At 63.3% G+C, this 18,291-nt stretch carries 10 protein-coding genes; 2 read left to right on the plus strand and 8 right to left on the minus strand.

Annotation, left to right across the window (positions count from 1 at the left end; translation table 11 throughout):
• Window positions 1-21 precede the first annotated feature (21 nt).
• Window positions 22-402 (plus strand): response regulator, encoded by a 381-nt coding sequence (locus Q4S41_RS01285; RefSeq protein ID WP_305009961.1) that lies wholly within the window; start codon window positions 22-24, stop codon window positions 400-402.
• Between the two features lie 141 nt (window positions 403-543).
• The gene (locus tag Q4S41_RS01290) at window positions 544-1,590 is read left to right on the plus strand and encodes an adenylate/guanylate cyclase domain-containing protein (RefSeq protein ID WP_305029322.1); all 1,047 of its coding nucleotides are present in this window, start codon (window positions 544-546) and stop codon (window positions 1,588-1,590) included.
• A gap of 151 nt (window positions 1,591-1,741) precedes the next feature.
• Here Q4S41_RS01290 and Q4S41_RS01295 read toward each other — a convergent pair whose 3' ends face one another.
• The 8 genes from Q4S41_RS01295 to Q4S41_RS01330 form a co-directional block, all read right to left on the minus strand.
• The gene (locus Q4S41_RS01295; RefSeq protein ID WP_305029323.1) at window positions 1,742-5,047 is read right to left on the minus strand and encodes a cyclic nucleotide-binding domain-containing protein; all 3,306 of its coding nucleotides are present in this window, start codon (window positions 5,045-5,047) and stop codon (window positions 1,742-1,744) included.
• Window positions 5,048-5,300: 253 nt separating this feature from the next.
• Window positions 5,301-7,721 (minus strand): glycoside hydrolase family 3 C-terminal domain-containing protein, encoded by a 2,421-nt coding sequence (locus Q4S41_RS01300; protein ID WP_305029324.1) that lies wholly within the window; start codon window positions 7,719-7,721, stop codon window positions 5,301-5,303.
• 315 nt (window positions 7,722-8,036) lie between these two features.
• On the minus strand, window positions 8,037-8,864 hold the full coding sequence (locus Q4S41_RS01305; RefSeq protein ID WP_305029325.1) for a glycoside hydrolase family 16 protein: 828 nt from the start codon (window positions 8,862-8,864) through the stop codon (window positions 8,037-8,039).
• A gap of 184 nt (window positions 8,865-9,048) precedes the next feature.
• Window positions 9,049-9,921 (minus strand): glycoside hydrolase family 16 protein, encoded by an 873-nt coding sequence (locus tag Q4S41_RS01310; protein WP_305029326.1) that lies wholly within the window; start codon window positions 9,919-9,921, stop codon window positions 9,049-9,051.
• Window positions 9,922-9,953: 32 nt separating this feature from the next.
• The gene (locus Q4S41_RS01315) at window positions 9,954-10,757 is read right to left on the minus strand and encodes a PKD domain-containing protein (protein WP_305029327.1); all 804 of its coding nucleotides are present in this window, start codon (window positions 10,755-10,757) and stop codon (window positions 9,954-9,956) included.
• 36 nt (window positions 10,758-10,793) lie between these two features.
• Complete coding sequence (locus tag Q4S41_RS01320) at window positions 10,794-12,290, minus strand: RagB/SusD family nutrient uptake outer membrane protein (protein WP_305029328.1); 1,497 nt, start codon at window positions 12,288-12,290, stop codon at window positions 10,794-10,796.
• A gap of 21 nt (window positions 12,291-12,311) precedes the next feature.
• Window positions 12,312-15,443 carry a SusC/RagA family TonB-linked outer membrane protein gene (locus Q4S41_RS01325; protein ID WP_305029329.1) on the minus strand — a complete coding sequence of 1,044 codons (3,132 nt, stop codon included), beginning with the start codon at window positions 15,441-15,443 and terminating at the stop codon, window positions 12,312-12,314.
• Window positions 15,444-15,521: 78 nt separating this feature from the next.
• The gene (locus Q4S41_RS01330; RefSeq protein ID WP_305029330.1) at window positions 15,522-17,771 is read right to left on the minus strand and encodes a beta-glucosidase; all 2,250 of its coding nucleotides are present in this window, start codon (window positions 17,769-17,771) and stop codon (window positions 15,522-15,524) included.
• Between the last annotated feature and the right edge of the window lie 520 nt (window positions 17,772-18,291).

An 18,291-nucleotide genomic window follows, 5' to 3' on the forward strand; every position in this document is an offset into this window, starting at 1 on the left:
AATCCGATAAAAAATCTACCCATGCAAATCCTGGTAGTCGACGACGAAACCGACGTGCGCGACTTGTTTCAGCAGCGCTTCCGGCGCGAAATCCGGAGCGGCGAATGGACCTTCAGCTTCGCGTTTTCGGGCGAGGAGGCGCTGGAATACCTGCGCGCACATCATTCCGAGGTGCTCATCATTCTCTCCGATATCAACATGCCTGGCATGAGCGGGCTCGACTTGCTGAGCCACGTGAAGGAAGAGTTCGAGATGCCGCCCACCACTATGATGATGATTACGGCCTACGGCGACGACGACAGCTACCGCAAAGCCATGGCGCTGGGGGCCAACGATTTTCTGACCAAGCCGGTTGATTTTGCCGTACTCAAAGAAAAATTAGCACATTTGCTGCCGTCGTGAGCTTTGGGCCGTCATGCAGAGCGCCGCGAAGCATCTCGCGTGCTACCAGTAATTAGTTGAAGCACGCGAGATGCTTCGCGGCGCTCTGCATGACGTGCTTGCAAATTCTGCTTGTCAAGGTATTCTACTACAATCAGTTCTATGAAAACGAAAATTCTGGTGGTCGACGACGAAACCGACCTGGAACTGCTGATAAAACAGAAATTCAGACGCAAGATTCGGGAGAATGCCTACGAATTCGTTTTCGCCACCAACGGCGAGGAGGCCCTGACGCGCATCGGCGAGCACCCGGACACGGACATCATCCTCTCCGACATCAACATGCCCGTGATGGACGGCCTGACCTTGCTCACGCACACCCACAGCGAGCACCCGGCCATGAAAACGGTCATCGTGTCGGCCTACGGCGACTTGGGCAACCTGCGCACCGCCATGAACCGCGGCGCCTTCGACTTCGTGGTGAAGCCCGTGGACTTTACCGACCTGGAAGTCACCATCGAGAAAACCGCCGACCAGGTGCGCCAACTGCGTGACACCCTGCGCGCCATCCAGGAAAACAACATCCTGAAGATGTACGTCGATGAAACGGTGCTCAACTTCATGACCCGGCCCGATTTCGAGAACCGCCTGCTGGCCTCCGAAACCGTGGAAGCCACCGTGGTTTTCCTCGACATCTGCGGCTTCACGGCGCTGGCCGAAAAGCTGGCGCCCACCGACGTGGTGAGCCTGCTCAATACCTATTTCGACCTGATTGTGAAGGAGGTAATCGCGCAAGGCGGCCACGTCGATAAGTTCATGGGCGATGCTGTGATGGCCGTTTTCCGCGGTGAGCACCACCTCGACCGCGCCATTGATGCCGCCCTCTCGGCCCGCACCGCCCTGAAGAATAATCAAACTCCGCTGCCCGCCGGCTTCGACTACCGCCCCGAGGTGAGCATCGGCGTGAACACCGGCGAAGTAGTGTCCGGCAACATCGGTTCGGCTTCCCTCAAGCGGCTGGATTACACTGTGATTGGCGACGTGGTGAACATGTCGCAACGCCTGCAGTCGGCCGCCAAAGCCGGCCAGATTATCATCAGCGAAGCCGTTTACGAGCGCGTGAAAGAGTCGTTCCACTGCCAGTTCGTGAGCGAAGTGACGCTGAAAAATAAGGCGTTGCCCGTGAAGATTTACGAGGTGGTGGAGTAAGTGTAGATTCGCTTCAAGGATAAAAAACGGTCATGCTGAGCGCAGCCGAAGCATCTCTACCGCAGCAGTAATTGAATTTACTCTTGCGGTAGAGATGCTTCGGCTGCGCTCAGCATGACTGTTCTACTTTGCTTTTGCTTGCCTGATTGTTCTACCCCGCCAGCTCGCGCATCTTCTCGTTCTGGGTGCGAATGCGTTGGCAGAGCATGCGCAGGATGTTGCGCAGCACTTCGGCGCGCTCCTCCATCACGTCGTAGAAATCTTCCTGGTCGATGCGGAAGGCCAGCACTTGGCTCAGCGCCGCCGCCGATGCGGAGCGGGGCTCGGCATCGAGTAGAGCCAACTCGCCGAAAAAGTCGCCGGGGCCGAAGGTGGCCAGTTGCTGCTCGCCATTGAAGATGCCCACCTGCCCGTCGTGCAGGATGAAGAGGGAGGTGCCGATATCGCCCTTGGCAAAAATCTCCTCGCCCTCGTGAAACGTCACTTCCTTCATGATGGGCACGATGCTGCTCAGCACGTTTTCGGGCGTGTGGGCAAACAAGGCGGTGCTTTTGAGCACCACCACGCGCTCCAGGGCAGATACGCGGGTTTCGGAAGCAGCAGCGTGGCTCATAGGGGCAGGTTGGAGGGGCGAAATGGATAGCGGGCGGCCGGTGTGGGCGGCCAGGGCGCGGCCCGCCAGCTGCGCGCTTTCCACTAGCAGCGCGTTGGGCGAGTGCAGGTAGGGGCGGAGCAGGGCTTCGGCGTCGGGCTCGGTGGGCTGCCAGTGGCGCAGGGCCACGCTCAGCGTCCAGGTGGTGAAGGCAGCCTGGCCGCGGCGGAGCAGCAGGGTGGGCAGGGGCTCGTCGGCGGTGGTAGGGGGCGCGGTTAGTGATGGCGTGGCGATTGCGCTGCCCGCCGCGGCTGCCGGGCCGGCCGGCGCCAGGTGGTGGGCGTGGGTGGCTACGCCAGCCGTGGTGAGAGCGGCGAAAATGCGGGCTTTCTCGGCTACTGGGGAGTCGTCGAGCAGGGTTTGCAGGCCTTGGTATATGGCTCTGGGAATCAGGTTGTCGAGGATTTCGAGGGCGTTGGCCTGGCGCTCGCGGGCGGCGTGGGCCACGTTGCGTTGGGCCGTGGCCACCAATTCGGCATCGTAGAGCTGGGCCAGCAGGCCGAAAATGCGCTGGTGCAACAGGTCAAACTCGTAGAGCACGGCCGCGTGCAAAGCGGGTTGCGGAGTTGCCACAAGGCCGCGCAGCAACTGCGCCGCCAAGCCGAATTCTTCGCGTAGCAGCCGCTCGAAAAGCGGGATTTCGGTGGAATGCGCCGGAAACCGGCGCAGCGCCCGCAGTGCTACCAACCGGGAAAACAGGTTGGGCCGTTGGGCGAGTTCGATGAGAGCGGCGCGACTGGCAGGGGCGTCGAGGCGTTCGAGCACCGTGGTGAGGCGGTGCGTGATGGCATTGCCGGGGTCGCGCAGCAAGGCTTCGCGCACCAGCGGCACCACGGCCGGGCCCAGCGCCACCAAACTGTCGGCGGCGGGCTGCCAGCGCTGTTTATCGCCCAAAGAATGCAGGAGGTACTGCGCCAGCGCGGTGTGCCCCACCGTGCCAATGGCCGTAAGTGCCGCCTGGGCTTCGGCGGTATCGGAGCCACTCAGGCTGCGTTCGACCAGCTCAATCTGCACATCGAGCGGGAAGAAAGCCAGCAGGGTCAGCGCCGCGCGGTGGGTGGCCGGCGTGGCGGCCAGCTCCCGCAGGTTGGCCCGAGCAGCGGTGTGCTGCGGGGCGGTTTCGAGGCTGCCGCGCAGGGCACCCTGGCGCACGGCCAGGTCGTTGCTTTCGAGCAGGGCGGCGAGGGGGGGCACATCGGGCGCGGCGGCGGCAAATTCGCGCGCGGCAGCTTCGCGCACGGCCGGGGCGGGGTCGTGGTGGGCCAGCTGCTGCAGGGTGTCGAGGGGCAGGGGGCGCACTTCGGGCGTGGCCAACAGGGCTAGGCGCACCCGTTCGTCGGGGTGCTGGAGCAGGGCGGGGGCGTGGCTGGCCAGGGCCTGCGGCTCGCGCTGGTGCAGCCAGCTCATGGCATTCAGAACCTCCAAAGGATGGGCGCTTTGCAGATGGCTGAGCACCACCTGGCGGGCGGCATCGGGCAGGGCCAGCTCGGCGGTTTCGGCGAAGCGTCGGCCCAGGCCTTCCTTCAATTCGGCCAGATAGCTGCGGTAGGTGCGGCCCAGAAACAACAGTGCCAGCAACAGCAAAGCCCCCATCCAAACAAACGGCGCCGCCCCGCTCAGCCAGCCGGCGTAGCGGAACGTGAAGAATAACAAGCCCGTGAGGCCCATGCCCAGCGGCTCGTAAAAACCCTTGGCCAGCGTGTGGGCCGCTAGCCTTTGCTGCGGGGCTAGGGGCTGAAACAACACCAGAAACACTGGGTCGAACACGGTGCGACGGAGTACTTCCAGCAGCAGGTAGAGGCCGCAATAGAAGGCCAGCTGCCCGGTTTGGGAGTAAGCGCCCGTGGCCTGCAAGCCCCCGAAAACGGTGAGCGCCAGCAGCGCCACCACCGGCAGCAGCCGCAGCGACCATTGCACGCCGTAGCGCTCCAGGGCCTGCCGGCTCACCAGCAGCTTGAAAAACATGGCCGCCAGGTAGGTGCCGCCCAGCACCCAGCCCACCGAACGCATCACGTCTTCCGAAGCGTGAAACTTGTGCTTCACGTTGAGGAAAAACATATATTCAACACCCGTGAGTACCGCCCCGATGGCCAGCAAGCTCAGGCACATGGCCAGCACCAGCTCGCTGCCGCCAAACAGCTGCTGCGCCAACTGGCCCGGCGCGCGCTGCGGCCGGCGCACCGGCCGGGCGGCGGCCTCTACCACGTGCGAACTGAGCGTGGCGCGCAAGGCAAACAGCGCCGCCAGATACGCCACAAATGACACGCCCAGCAGCACCGGCAGCTGGGCATCGCCGTGGATGAGGGCCGCCAGCAGGGCCCCCAGGGCCTTGGCCGGCATGTCGCCCGAGCTGATGACGCTGAACAGGCGCTTGCTCTGCCGCACATCAAATACCACCGCCGATACCCCCCAGAACTCCAGATTGGTCAGCAGATAAATGACCCGGTAGCCAGCCATGATGGCCACGGCCGCCGCCACCGAATGACCGAATACTACCAGCGCGCCCACCACTCCCGTAAGGGCCACCACGGCCAGCAGCACGCGCACGGCTAGCTTTTTCAGCAACAGGTGGTGCTCGAAGTAGGTGTAAATTTTACCCACCGCCATCATGGCGGCGGCGCCGGCCAAATAGCCCAGGGGCAGGCTTAGTTCGGGCTCGTGCTCCAACAGCAGCACGTTGGCCGCCACGTACACCAGCACCGAGCCGATGCCGAGCAGGAAATTGTGCAGCAAAAACAGCCCCACCGTGCGGGTTTCGCTGGCTTTGATGCCGAACAGACGTTGGAGAGAAGGAGCCGAAAGCATGCGCAACAGGAAGCCCGCGCCACGAGGCGCGGCCGTTGCCAAAGATACGGGCGGGGCGTAGCTGCGCGGAGTTTTTCCGTCGCTGGCCGTTGATAGACCCAGAACGTTCTGGCGGGGCGCCTCACCCCCTGACCCCCTCTCCTCAGGGAGAGGGGGCACCGGTTATACTTCATACGCAAATCGACAGGCTCCCCTCTCCCTGAGGCTTCGCGCTTCAAGCGAACCGGGGCCGGGGGTGAGGCGCCTGTCAGCCCTAATACACTTTAATCGGCCGGCTGAAGCTGTTGTTGCTTTCCAGCCACTCACTGATGGCGTTGCTGCCATCAACCACGGCGCCCACGGTGAAGGTGCCGCTGGCGGTGGGTTTCCAGTTGTTGGTGGTGGCGGGCAGCAGGCGGGCCTGGCCGGGCAGCAGCGGCCGCGCAAGGCCCTGCAGGCTGCCTACAGCAACTTTGTCGATGGTGAAATTTACGCCCAGCTGGCTGCCGGTGGGCACTGGTGCGGTGCCCATGTTCTTCACCATGGCATAGAAGGTCACGGCCTGGCCGGGCCGGGGGTAGCGCGGCACCGTGAACACCTGCGTTACCTTCAAATCGGGCTTGGCGGCGCCGGCTTGCAGCGTGAAGGCACCGCCCAGGGGCAGCTTATCTGAGGCGCTGCCCACGTTGAACGTGTAGGCGCCGGGGTGCACTTCGTAGGCTTTGGTTTGCTCGTTCCAGAAATAGAAGTCCTCGGCCGAAAGGGTGAAGGTGACCGTCTTCTTCTGCTTCGGGGCCAGGTTGATGCGCTCGAAGCCTTTGAGCTGCTTCACCGGCATGGCTACCTTCGCGGACTTGTCGCTGAGGTAGAGTTGCACCACTTCGTCGCCGGCCATCGTGCCGGTATTCGTCACGTCCACGCTAATGGTGACGGGCGCGCCGACGGCCACGGGCGCCTTGGGCTTTTGCAGGTTGCTGTACTGGAACGTGGTGTAGCTCAGGCCCGCGCCGAAGGCGAACTCCGGCTTCATGCCTTTCTGGTCGTACATGCGGTAGCCCACGGCGTTGGCGTCGCGCAGGTCGTCGCTCCAGGCGGGGAGCTGGCTGTCGCCGGTGGGCATGCTCACGGGCATGCGGCCGGCGGGGTTGTAGTCGCCCAGCAGCACATCGGCCAGCGCGGTGCCGGCTTCCTGGCCGGCGTAGAAGCTGTAAAGCAGGCCTTTCATGCGGGGCAGGCTTTCGTGCAGGGCCGCCACGCCGCCACTCTGCACCACCACCACCACGTTGGGGTTGGCTTTGGCCAGGGCCATGATGAGGGCCTGTTGCTGGCCGGGCAGCGTGACGGAGTTGTTGGCGCGGTCGTGGCCCGAGTTGTACTGCTCGCCCTCCTGGGTGCTGTCGAGGCCGGCGGCGAAAATCACCACGTCCGACTTCCGGGCCAGCTCGCGCGCCATTTTGAAGCCGCTGGTGTCGGCGCTGTTCATGTCGCAGCCTTTCAGGAAGGAGATTTTATCGACGCCCAGCTTAGTTTCCAAGCCCTGTTTCAGACTCACGGAGTAAGGCGGGCTGGTTTCGGAGCTGCCGTAGCAGTTCAGGTTGCCCTTGTCGGCGTTGGGGCCGATGAGGGCGATGCGCTTCACGGCGGCCTTTTTTAAGGGGAGAATATTGCCCGCGTTTTTGAGCAGAATAATGGACTCGCGGGCCGCCTGCTGGTTGAGCTTGGTGTGGGCCGGCGTGTTGGCATCGGCCTTGCTGCCTTTGGGGTAGTAGTCGAGCAGGCCGACCATAATTTTGGTGCGCAGCACGTTGCGCACGGCCGCATCGATGGCCGTCATCGGCACGGCGCCGCTGGCCACCAGGCCGGGCAGGTCCTTGAGGTAGTCGTCGGAGCCCATGCACACGTCGTTGCCGGCCAGAATGGCCTTCTTCGTGTCATGCACCGCGTCCCAGTCCGACACCACGTAGAACGGGAAGCCCCACCGCTCACGCAGCACCGTGTTCAGCAAATACGGGCTTTCGGCAGCGTGCTCGCCGTTGATGAGGTTGTAGGCCGACATCACGCTCAGCACCGCCCCTTCCTGCACCACGGTGCGGAAGTGGTAACCGTAGTGCTCCATCACGCCGCGGTCGGTGAACAGCTCGTTGCGCGAGTGGCGCGTGGCCTGTTTGCCCTCAATCATGAAGTGCTTCACGGTGGCCATCACCGGCGTTTTCTGGATGCCCTTGGCCACGTGCGACTGCACCTGACCAATGAGGTAAGGGTCTTCGCCGCCGCTTTCGGCGCTGCGGCCGCCGCGCGGGTCCTGCGTCAAATCGATGCACGGGCCCAGCTGCTGCTGCTTGCCAAAAGCCCAGAACTCGGTGCCCATGGCCTCGCCCACCCGTTCGGCTAGGCCGCGGTTCCAGGTCGAAACCATGCCCATGCCGGTGGGCCAGGCAATGGCTTTCTGGAAGCGCACGCCGTGGGGGCCGTCGTCCATCACAAAGCCGGGAATTTTGAGCCGGGCATTGTCGGGCGTGGTCATGAAGGTGTTTTTGGTCAGCTGGGCCAGCTTTTCCTCGGTGCTCATGGCTTTGAGGAGGGAATCGACGCGCAGCTCAAGGCCCAGGCGCTGGGCGGTGGCGGCGGAGCTGGCGGCTAAGCCCAGCACGGCGCCCAAGGCCATGCGCCGGAAAATGGAAGAGGATTTGCTCATAAAAGAAGGAAAGTCGGAGGGCAGGAATAGGCGCCAGATGCCGCAGAAGGAACGGGCCGGACTGGGGCTCACCAACAAATCCAGCGGGCCCGTTCCTTCACTAAAATGCCGGCTTGTCCATTAGCGCGGCATCGGCAACACCGGGCGGAGTCTCACCAATCCGTCGGCGTAGGGGGGATGATATGTAGGATGCTCTGACGTAGCGCCTCACCCCCTGACCCTCTCTCCTCAGGGAGAGGGGGCACCGGAAATGCTTGGTTCGGAACCGTCAGGCTCCCCTCTCTTTGGGAGAGGGGCCGGGGGTGTGGCACTTCGTTAGTTCTTTTTCATGGCATAAAACCGCACGTAATCCACTACCATCTGCTGGGGGAAGGCGGCTTCGTCGATGCCTTTCTGGCCGCCCCACTCGCCGCCCACGGCCACGTTCAGCAGCAGGTGGAAGGGCTTGTCCCAGGGCCAGGCTTCCCAGCCGGTGCGCTCGTTGCGGGTGGCGAAATACAGCTCGCCGTCGATGTCGGCCGTGATGGTTTCCGGCGTCCACTCAATGGCGTAGGTGTGGAAGGCCGTGGTGGCGTCGGGCAGCTTGGTGATGCCAGTTTTCTGGTTGTTGATGCGGAAGTAGTAGGCCTTGCAGTGCGTGGTGGCGTGAATCACGTTGGGGTCGTAGCCCACGTGCTCCATAATGTCGATTTCGCCGTTGTCGGGCCAGCCTTTGTTGCCGTAGGTGTTCTGGTCGGGCAGCATCCAGATGGCGGGCCAGGTGCCGCGCCCGGCCGGAATTTTGGCTCGCACCTCGATGCGGCCATAGGTCTGGCTGCCGCCGGGGCCGCGCGAGAGCAGGCGGGCGGAGGTGTAGGGGTTGGCCGCTACCAGCGCCTCCTTGCGGGCTTCCACTATCAGGTGGCCGCCTTCCACGCGGGCGTTTTGGAGGCGCCGGCGGGTGTAGTACTGCTCCTCCTTGTTGCCCCAGCCGCTGCCGCCCACGTCGTAGGTCCACTTCGTCGAGTCGGGCAGGCCGGTGTAGTTGAACTCGTCGCTCCACACCAGCTTGGTGAAGGTATAGCGCGGCTTGGCGGGCGGCGCGGCGGCCGGTAGTTCGGAAGGGCCCAGCCATAAGAGGCCGGAAAGAAAGATGGAAATCATAGCGAAAGGTACCGGCCAGCGGCCGGGGTGGGCACACGGTGGGTGTCAGGAAATACCATCGGGGGCAGCCACACGCGGCCTGTCCGAGCCGAGCGCAGCCGCCACCCTATCCGGCGGGTCGAAATTCCCACCAAGTCCCGACCGGATTGGTAATGAGCAAGCCGGTGGGCCTGCTCCATTGTAATCAGTTGTATTGGTAAAAGCGCACGTAGTCGACCTGCATCATTTGCGGGAAGACGGTGGTGGCATCGGGGTTGCCGTCGAAATCGCCGCCCACGGCCACGTTCAGAATCGTGAAAAAGGGGTTGTTGAACGGAAACGGATTGGCGTCGCTGGCCGTGAAGGTGTAGTACAGCTGGCTGTCGATGTAAAAGCGCAGCAGGTCCTTGCTCCGCACCACCGAGTAGATGTGAAAGCCGGCCGCCAGGTCATAGGGCTGCGCCTGGGTGACGCCCTTGTAGCGGTGGTCGGCGCCGTTGTTGCCAAAGTGCATGGTGGACAGGAACTGGCGCGAATTGCTGCCGCGCACTTCCATGATGTCGATTTCGCCGCACACCGGCCAGTTGTTCTGGTCGATGTCGGCCCCCAGCATCCAGATGGCTGGCCACACGCCTTTGCCGGTGGGCACCTGCGCCCGCACATCGAGGCGGCCAAACTGGAACGTCTTTTTGCCCTTGGTCAGGATGCGGCCCGAGGTGTAGGAATTGCCGGTGGGCGTGGTCTTGATGGCCTTAATCACCAGGTTGCCGCCGCTCAGGTACACGTTGTCGGTCGAGTTGGTGTAGGTTTCGAGCTCGTTGTTGCCCCAGCCGCCGCCGCCCAGGTCGTAGGTCCACTTGGTGGCGTCGAGGCTGGTGCCGTCGAACTCGTCGTTCCACACCAGGTTGGAGTAGTCGGCGAAGTTGCGGGCCTCCTCGTTCACCACCGGCACGGGCGGCGTGACGGGTGCGGGCACGAATTTGCTTGAGCTTTCGGTGCAGCCCAGCAAGCTCAGCGCCAGCACGAGGCCAGCACCGAGCCGCTGAGGCGGCAAACCGTGAAAAGAAAGGAAGGACATAAAAAACGGAAAAAACGAACGCAGCAGGATTGCTACTTCACAATCATTTTCATGGTGAACACCACCCCGGCCGTGGGGCTGCCGGCGCGCAAGGTCATGCGCTGGGCATCGATGGCGATGACGCGGTAAATCAAATCCGGCGCATCGGTGACCCCGATGAAGGGGCGGGGCGTGGCGCTGGCCAGCGTAATCTGGGCCAGGCCGGCACCGGTGGCGTTGCCAAAGGTGAAGGGTGTGCTCACGTTGCGCGGGGTGTCGCAGGCGCCGCCGGCCACGAAGGTCTGGCCCTTGGCGTCGTAGGTGAACGTGTTGCTGGCCGAAAAGGTGTACTCGTCGTCGGCCTGGCAGGCGGGCAGGCTGCCCGCTGCGCCGCCGGCGTAGTACTGCGTGGGGTTGGCATCATCGGGGCCCACCACAATGGCGGCGGCCACGCTGTTGTCCAGCTTCCAGGTTTTAGAGGTGGTGCCCGTGAGGTAGGCCTTCACCAGCGCGCTGGTCGAGGGCAGGGTCACGTCTTTCTGCGCCGAGAAGCTGTTGCCGCCGCGGTAGATGGTCACGAGCTGGGCCTTCACGGTGCCGCTGCTGCTGTACACGTGCGTGGCCGTGGGGCCCGAGGCAATGGTGCCGTCGCCAAAATTCCACTGATATAAGTAGCCGTCGGTGTTGGTGGCCGTGAAGGTGGCCGTGGTGGTCAGGCCCACGGTGTTCAGGGTGTAGGTGAAGTCGGAGGCCGGCACGGCGCCTTCCAGCGCGTATTCGTCCTTTTTGCAGGACGACGAGAGCACAAGCGGCGCCGCAAGCAATGCCAAAGCGGCGGCGCGAACAAGGTTTTTCATGGGAATATCAAAGAGGAAGTGAGGAGGATGCCGGCCTTAGTAGCCGGGGTTTTGGGTCAGGCCCGGGTTCACGTCGCGCTCCGACTGCGGAATGGGCAGCAGCACGTTGAAGGGCTTCACGCCCTTGGCCACGAGCTGGGGCGAGGTGAGCAGCTCGCCGGTGCGCTTCATGTCGAACCACCGGTCGTTCTCGAAGGCCAGCTCGTATTTGCGCTCGCGCCACACGGCCGTTTTAAAGGCCGCGGCGCTGATGCTGGCGGCAATGTCGCGGGTGGCCGAAGCCGTGCCCACGGGCAGGCCGAACGAGCGGCGGCGCACCTTGTTGATGGCTTCCAGGCCTTCGGCCGTCGGGCCCACGGCCTCAGCCAGAATGAGGTATACTTCGGCCAGGCGCAGCACCGGAATGTTTAGCTCCGAGTCCCAGATGTTGGTGTTCACCTTGCCCACAAACCACTTCTTCACGCCGTAGCCGTTGGGCGAGCCGGGCAGCGAAGTGGGCTGGGTGCGGCCGTCGGGGTACACGTCGCCGGGCTTCCAGATGGTCACGTCGCGGCGCAGGTCGCCGGCTTCGTAGCCCGCCACGAAGTCGGGCTCGGGAATGTTGAAGCCGTAGCCGCCCTGGGGCACAATGCCCTGGCCGCGCGGGCCCATAAACTCGTTGCCCACAAAGCCCAGCCCGTCGAAGGTGTATTGGTTGCGGCCGGCCACGTACTGCACCTCAAACAGCGACTCCTGGCCGTTTTCGTTGGCTACCTTGAAGTTGTCGGCGTAGCTGGGCCACAGCACTTTGCCGCTGCCGCTGATGACGCTACGGGCCTGGGTGGCGGCTTCGGGCAGCTTGCCTTCCGTCAGGTATACCTTGGCCAGCAGGCCGGTGGCGGCCCACTTGGTGGCCCGGCCCAGGTCGTCGCCGGTGTAGGAGCCATCGAGCTTGGTGATGGCGTCGAGCAAATCCTTCTCAATCTGGGCGTACACCTGCGCCACCGGGGTGCGCGGAATGTTCACCTGCTCCAGCGTGGTGGGCGGGGTGGTGAGCAGCGGCACGTCGCCGTAGGCCCGCACCAAATCGAAGTAATACTTGGCCCGCAAAAACTCGGCCTCGCCGATGCTGCGGCGCTGAATGGCCGGGTCGATGGACATGGCTGGCACTTTCTGCAGCACAATGTTGGCCCGCCCGATGCCGATGTAGCAGCCGCCCCACAGGCGCGTGGTGAGCGGGTTGGTGGCCGGGATGTTGAAGTTGTCGAGCTGCTGCTGCTCCAGGCCGTCGCCGCCGCCGCCGCCGCCCGTGGTCGAGAGGTCGGAGCCGATGTCGCCGATGCCCCAGAGGGCGTAGTTGTACTGCCCGCCCTTGCCCAGCTCGCTGTAAATGGCGTTTACGGCCTGAATGGCGTCGTTGGAAGTTTTGTAAAAATTGGCGTCCGTTACCTGGTCGGTCGGGGTTTCGTCCAGAAACGCTTTGCCGCAGCCGGAGAGCAGGCCCAGGGCGAGGAGCAGGGCGGCGCCGGTGAATTTGGGAGTGATGGTGAACATCGAAGGTGAGATTTTAAAAGGTTAGAAACCCAGGTTGAGGCCGGCCAGGAACACGCGGGCCTGGGGGTAGATGCCGAGGTCGACGCCGCGCGAGCCCACCTCCGGGTCGAAGCCCGAATATTTGGTGAGGGTGAGCAGGTTTTGGGCCGTCACGTACACGCGCAGTTGCTTGGCGGCAATGCGGTTGAGCACCGTAGTGGGGATGGTGTAGCCCAGCGTGAGGGTTTTGATGCGCATGTAGGAGCCGTCTTCCACGTAGTAGCTGCTCACGCGCAGGTTGCCGTTGGGGTCGCCGGCAATGGCGCGGGGCACGTCGTTGCTGGTGCCCGGGCCGGTCCAGCGGGCCAGCACGCGGGTGCTGCCGTTGCTGTTGCCGTAGAGGGCGCTTTCGAGCAGGTAGCGGTTCTGGTCGTAGATTTTATTGCCCTGCGAACCCTGCAGAAACACGTTCAAATCGAAGCCCGCGAAGCTGAACGTGTTGTTCAGGCCGTAGATGAACTTGGGGTTGGGGTCGCCGATGAAGGTGCGGTCGTCGGCGTTGATGACTCCGTCGTTGTTCAGGTCCTTGAAGCGGATGTCGCCGGGGGCCGCACCGCTCTGGGTGGCGTGGTTGCGGATGTCCTCGGCCGTCTGGAACAGGCCGTCGGCCACCAGGCCGTAGAACGCACCGAACGGCTGGCCGGCGTCGTAGCGCACAATCACGCCGCTCAGGGCGCTCAGACCGTCGTAAGGCTTGCCGGCGCCGAGCGACGACAGCCGGGTTTTGTAGGCCGACAGCGTCAGGTTGGTGGTCCAGTTGAAGCCCGTGGCCCCGCCCTGGAAGTTGTGCGAGGTGAAGGTGAAGTCCACGCCGCGGTTGTAGGCCGAGGCGGCGTTGCGGTTCACGCTCTCGTAAGTGCCCGACACCAGCGACACCGGCACCGGCGCAATCAGGTTCGGCGAGGTGCGGTCGTACAGGTCGATGGTGGCCTCGAAGCGGTTCTGCAGGAAGCCTACGTCAATGCCGACGTTGGTTTGGTTGTTGGTTTCCCAACGCAGGTCGGGGTTGGCCAGGCGCGTGGGCGCGGCACCCGTCTGGATGGTGCCCGCCGCCCCAAACGGGTACTGAATGGCCGAGTTCACCGAGTAGAGGTAGGCGAAGCGGCCGGCGTTGTTGGGGTTGCCCACCTTGCCGTAGCCTGCGCGCAGCTTCAGGTTGCTGATAACCGGGTTGCCCTTGAGGAATTCCTCTTCCGAGATGCGCCAGCCGGCCGAAATGCCGGGGAAGAAGCCGAACTGCTGGCCGGGCGGGAAGTTGCCCGAGCCGTCGTAGCGAGCTACCAGTTGCAGCAAATACTTGCCCGCAAACTCGTAGTTCAAGCGCGCAAAGTAGCTGGCCAAGTGCGAGGTCGGGTTGATGATGCCGGCATTGGCCAGCGACGTATTCAGCGGTCCGGTGTTAATCACCTGCAAATCATTGCGCAGGTAGCCCGTGCGGTAGGCCTCCACGTTGCTGTAGTTGAAGGCCTGCGCCGACTGGCCCAGCAGCACCGTCAGCTGGTGCTTGCCGCCCAGCAGCCGCTCGTAGGTAGCGGTGTTCTCAATGAGGTAGCTCGGCGTGTAGGCCGACGTGGCCGAGGCGCCCGCCAGGTTGTAGCGGGTCGAGTACACGTCGGTGCCCACGCGCAGCTCGGGCACCGTGGGCCGGAACGAGTTGTAGTTATCAAAAATCAGGTCGGCGCCCACGTTGGTGCGGAAGCGCAGGCCCTTCACCGGCTCCAGCTCGGCGTAGAAAGTGGTGAGGGCCCGGTTGCGGGTAAACTTCTGGTTGTTCAGCGTGGCGGCCACAATGGGGTTTTCCTCCACGAAGTTGTCCTGCTGGCCGCGCGGCTCATAGTAGTAGCCGTCGGGCCGGTACACGGGCACTATCGGAATCATGCGCAGCGTTTGCTGCACCGTGCCGTACTCGCCGCTGTTGGAGGTAATCTGCCGGTCGTTCAGGCTGGTGAGCGAGATGCTGTTGCCGATTTTCAGAATCTTGTTCACCTGCACATCGCCGTTGGCCCGCAACGTAAACCGCTCGAAGCGCGAGCCCACAATGGTGCCGTCCTGCTGGAAGTAGCTGGCCGACACGGCGTACCGCGCCTTGTCCGAGCCGCCCGTGGCCGACAGCGAGTAGTTTTGAATGGCCGCCCGGCGGAACACCTCGTCCTGCCAGTTGGTGCCTTCGCCCAGCGCCGAGGGGTTGCGCAGCCGGTCCACCACAATGGGCTGGCCGGCGGCAATGCGGTTTTCGTTGTTGATGGTGGCGTATTCGGTCGCGTTCAGCAGGTCGAGCTTGCGCCACACCTGCTGCACCCCGCGGTAGCCGTCCAAAGTAATGCCCGATGTGCCGGCCTTGCCGCGCTTCGTGGTGATGATGACCACGCCGTTTGCCGCCCGCACGCCGTAGATGGCGGTAGCCGAAGCATCCTTCAGAATGTCAATGGTTTCAATGTCGTTCGGGCTGATGGCATTCAGCTGGTTTTCGCTGCCGTTGTCGGGCAGCGGAAAGCCGTCCACCACATAAAGCGGGTTGTTATTGCCCGCCGACGTGATGCCGCGCACCCGAATGGACGTGCCCGCCGCCCCGCCCGGCGCGCCGCCGTTCGAGGTCACCTGCACGCCGGCCGCGCGGCCCTGCAAGGCCTGCGTGGCATCGGCCACCGGCTGCGAGGCAATCTCGCGCGCCGTCACCGACGACACTGCGCCCGTCACGCTGCCGCGCTGCTGGGTGCCGTAGCCCACCACCACCACTTCGTTCAGCTTCTGGGCGTCTTCCACCAGCGCCACGTTGAGGGCGCCGGCATTGCTGCTGCTCACCGCCACCGTCTGGGTGGTGTAGCCCACAAAGCTGAACACCAGCGTGCTGCCTTCGGGCGCCGTCAGGCTAAAAGCGCCGTCGGAGTTGGTGCTGGTGCCCATAGTCGTACCGCGCACCAGCACCGTCACGCCGGGCAGGCCGGCCCCGTCGGGCCCGGTCACGCGCCCGCTCACGGGCACATCGGCTACAGGCCGGATGTGCGGCCGGGCCGCTGCCACGGCCGGTGCGCTGGTGGCCAGCGCGGGCATGCCGCAGGCCAGCATCACCGCCGTGCGGCGGAGCAGCGCATTCATGTATACATCTCGCTTCATAGTGAGTTTTCTGAAGTGGGTGGGAAAAATGCTTGAAATCAAAAGGCAATTCGCAGAAAAACAGGAGTTTATTCCTGGCTAATTAGTTGAACCCGATGCAGCCGAGCTCACGCCGCCCGCCGCCCGGCCCGCGTAGCGAAACCGCGCCATTTGCGAGCCCACGCGCAGGGTGTACCAGCCGTCTTCGAGCTGTGGTCGGCCCTGCCCGTCGGGGTAGCTCAGGTCGCGCAGCGGGTCGATGGTGAAGGCCATTTCGCGCGACTGGCCCGGCGCAAAGGGTTGTTTTTCAAAATGCCTGAGCAGGCGCACCGGCCGCGCAATGCGCCCCACCTCATCGGTGAGAAACCACAGCACCGCTTCCTGCCCGGCGCGCTGGCCGGTGTTGGCCACGCGCACCGTGGCGCGCAGCTTGCCGGCCGTGCCGGTTAGCACCGAGTCGCTCAGCGCCAGCCCCGAGTAGGTGTAAGAGGTATAGCTCAGCCCCTCACCAAACTCGGTGAGCATGGAGGCTTTGTATTTAGGCTGAAATTGCCCAAAGCCCCCGGCAAAGTCAATCAGGTCGAGGCTGTTCTCGTTGTTGTCGTGGTGGTAATTGGTGACGTGCCCAGCAAATTGTGGGTACGTAAAAGGTAGCTTCCCGCTCGGATTGGTCCGCCCGCTGATGACCTCGGCCAGCGCCGTGCCGCCGCCATAGCCCGGCAGCCCCGCCCAGATGATGGCCGAACTACCCGCCTCCACGTTCCGAATGATGCTCGGCCGCCCGCCGATTATCACCAGCACCGTGGGCTTGCCGCTGGCCTGGGCAGCGCGCGCCAGCTGCTGCTGGTCGTCGGGCAGGGTCAGGTCTGAGGTATTGCCCAGCACCTCTGTGTAAGGCCGCTCGCCCAAGGCCAAAACCACCGCATCGGCCTGCTTGGCCGCAGATAAAATATTGACTGGCAGGAGTTTGCCGGCAGCATTGCGGTAGGGCAGCGTTTCGATGATGGCGCCGGGGTATTCTTTGCGCAAGGCTTCCACCAGCGTGGGCACGTCCTTGGGGTAGGCTTCTTCGGGGCGGCCCTGCCAGGCCAGCGTCCAGCCGCCGCACAGGTTGGCGCGCGACTCAGCCGACGGCCCCAGCACCAGCAGGCGCTTCACGTGGGCCGGCGCCAGCGGCAGCACGTTGCGCTGGTTCTTGAGCAGCACCAGCGACTCCCGGGCCGCCGCCACGGCTTGGGCGCGCAAGGCCGGGTCGCCCACCCGGGCTAGGCGGTCGGCGCGCGGCATGGGGTTCTCGAAAAGGCCGATTTCGTCCTTCATCTGCAGCACCCGCCCCGCCGATTGTTCGATGCGCGCAGGTGTGAGGCGGCCCTCCTGCACCAGCTCCTTCACCAAGCGGCAGAAGTTGGTGGTGTAGGGCGTCATGGCCACGTCGATGCCCGCGTCCACGGCCATCCAGGTGGCTTCTTTCTCGTTTGGCGCAATCTTCTGCACCTTCACCAGCCGGTTGATGTCCTCCCAGTCTGTCACCACCACGCCCTTGAAACCCATCTGCCGCCGCAGCAGGTCGGTGAGAATGGCGCGGGAGGCGTGCACGGCCTCGCCGTTAATCTCCCCAGAGTTGACCATCACACTCTCAACTCCGGAATCGATTGCTGCCTGGAACGAAGGTCGAAAGAACTCCTGCAGCCGCTGGTCGGAGATTAAGGCGTTGTTGCGGTCCCAGCCATTGCGCGGGTCCGAATAGCCGATGAAGTGCTTGGCGCAGGCCGCTACTTTGTAGGGCGCTATCTCGCTGTTAGTCTGCATCTCCCGCACAAAAGCCGCGCCCATAGTTGCGGCCACCAGCGGGTCTTCGCCGTAAGTTTCATACAGCCGGGGCCAGTAGGTATTCACCCCCAGGTCCAGGTTTGGCGCAAACACCCAGGCGTGGCCCAGGTCGGCCGACTCCAGCACGGTAGCGCGGGCCGTGAGGCGGGCCAGCTCGGGGTTGAAGGTGGCGCCCAGGTTGAGGTTGTGCGGGAAAATGGCGGTGCCACTCACGTAGCTGGCCCCGTGCATGTGGTCGATGCCGTAAATCATGGGGATGTGCAGCCGCGACTCGCGCAGGGCAATGCGCTGCAGGGCCGCGCAGTAGCGCACCCATTGCGCAGCTGGCACGGCTTCCCCGTTGATGAACGAGCCAATATGAAAATTCCGGACTAACGCGGTGGCTTTGGCCGAGTCGAGCAGCACATCCTTGTTGTCACCCGTCGTATTGATGGCCGAAAGGTTGAGCTGAGTCATCTGCCCGATTTTCTCCTCCAGCGTCATCTGTGCCAACAGTTGCTGCACCCGTGGGCTTAACATTGGCACTGTGGTAGCAGGCTTACTTTGAACCGGTGCTACTACTGCCGGAGATACAGAAGTGGTAAGCACTGCCCCGCGTTGGCAGGCTGCCAAAAGCGGGAGCATCAGCAGCAATTTTCGGCAGCTGGCAGGACGTGGAACTATGCCCTCCAAAAGGCGGAAGCAGCCAGTCGAAAAGACGCTTATAAAAGAGCGAAACACGGACATCAGGTGGGATGGGATGCCCAAATGTATAGAGGTGTGTTGAGCAAACGCAAGCTCGAAAAATGCCTCAGTGCGCTGATTTCGCCGTTTTTTCGGTTAAACCACCCAGGGGTTATACGCTTGCTTCACACGTAAAAAAGCTATATTCTGCCCTGAGCTATTCCGCGGATGCCTTTTCATGTTCTGCGCCTTCAAGCTAAAAAACAACGAAAAAAAATGGCTGGAAATGAAAAAAAAATCATTTCCAGCCATTGAGTATTCCAGTTTCATAACGTTTAAGGGCTAAATAGGTGCTAAAGCCATTTAGCTCACTTAC

The organism is Hymenobacter convexus (genome assembly GCF_030580955.1).
GTDB lineage: Bacteria > Bacteroidota > Bacteroidia > Cytophagales > Hymenobacteraceae > Hymenobacter.

What these genes read in the sequence shown, in the direction of transcription:
- Q4S41_RS01305 (WP_305029325.1), bottom strand. Translation starts at nt 8,864, where the DNA reads ATGATTTCCATCTTTCTTTCCGGCCTCTTATGGCTGGGCCCTTCCGAA.
- Q4S41_RS01320 (WP_305029328.1), bottom strand. Translation starts at nt 12,290, where the DNA reads ATGTTCACCATCACTCCCAAATTCACCGGCGCCGCCCTGCTCCTCGCC.
- Q4S41_RS01310 (WP_305029326.1), bottom strand. Translation starts at nt 9,921, where the DNA reads ATGTCCTTCCTTTCTTTTCACGGTTTGCCGCCTCAGCGGCTCGGTGCT.
- Q4S41_RS01290 (WP_305029322.1), top strand. Translation starts at nt 544, where the DNA reads ATGAAAACGAAAATTCTGGTGGTCGACGACGAAACCGACCTGGAACTG.
- Q4S41_RS01330 (WP_305029330.1), bottom strand. Translation starts at nt 17,771, where the DNA reads ATGTTAAGCCCACGGGTGCAGCAACTGTTGGCACAGATGACGCTGGAG.
- Q4S41_RS01300 (WP_305029324.1), bottom strand. Translation starts at nt 7,721, where the DNA reads ATGAGCAAATCCTCTTCCATTTTCCGGCGCATGGCCTTGGGCGCCGTG.
- Q4S41_RS01315 (WP_305029327.1), bottom strand. Translation starts at nt 10,757, where the DNA reads ATGAAAAACCTTGTTCGCGCCGCCGCTTTGGCATTGCTTGCGGCGCCG.
- Q4S41_RS01325 (WP_305029329.1), bottom strand. Translation starts at nt 15,443, where the DNA reads ATGAAGCGAGATGTATACATGAATGCGCTGCTCCGCCGCACGGCGGTG.
- Q4S41_RS01295 (WP_305029323.1), bottom strand. Translation starts at nt 5,047, where the DNA reads ATGCTTTCGGCTCCTTCTCTCCAACGTCTGTTCGGCATCAAAGCCAGC.
- Q4S41_RS01285 (WP_305009961.1), top strand. Translation starts at nt 22, where the DNA reads ATGCAAATCCTGGTAGTCGACGACGAAACCGACGTGCGCGACTTGTTT.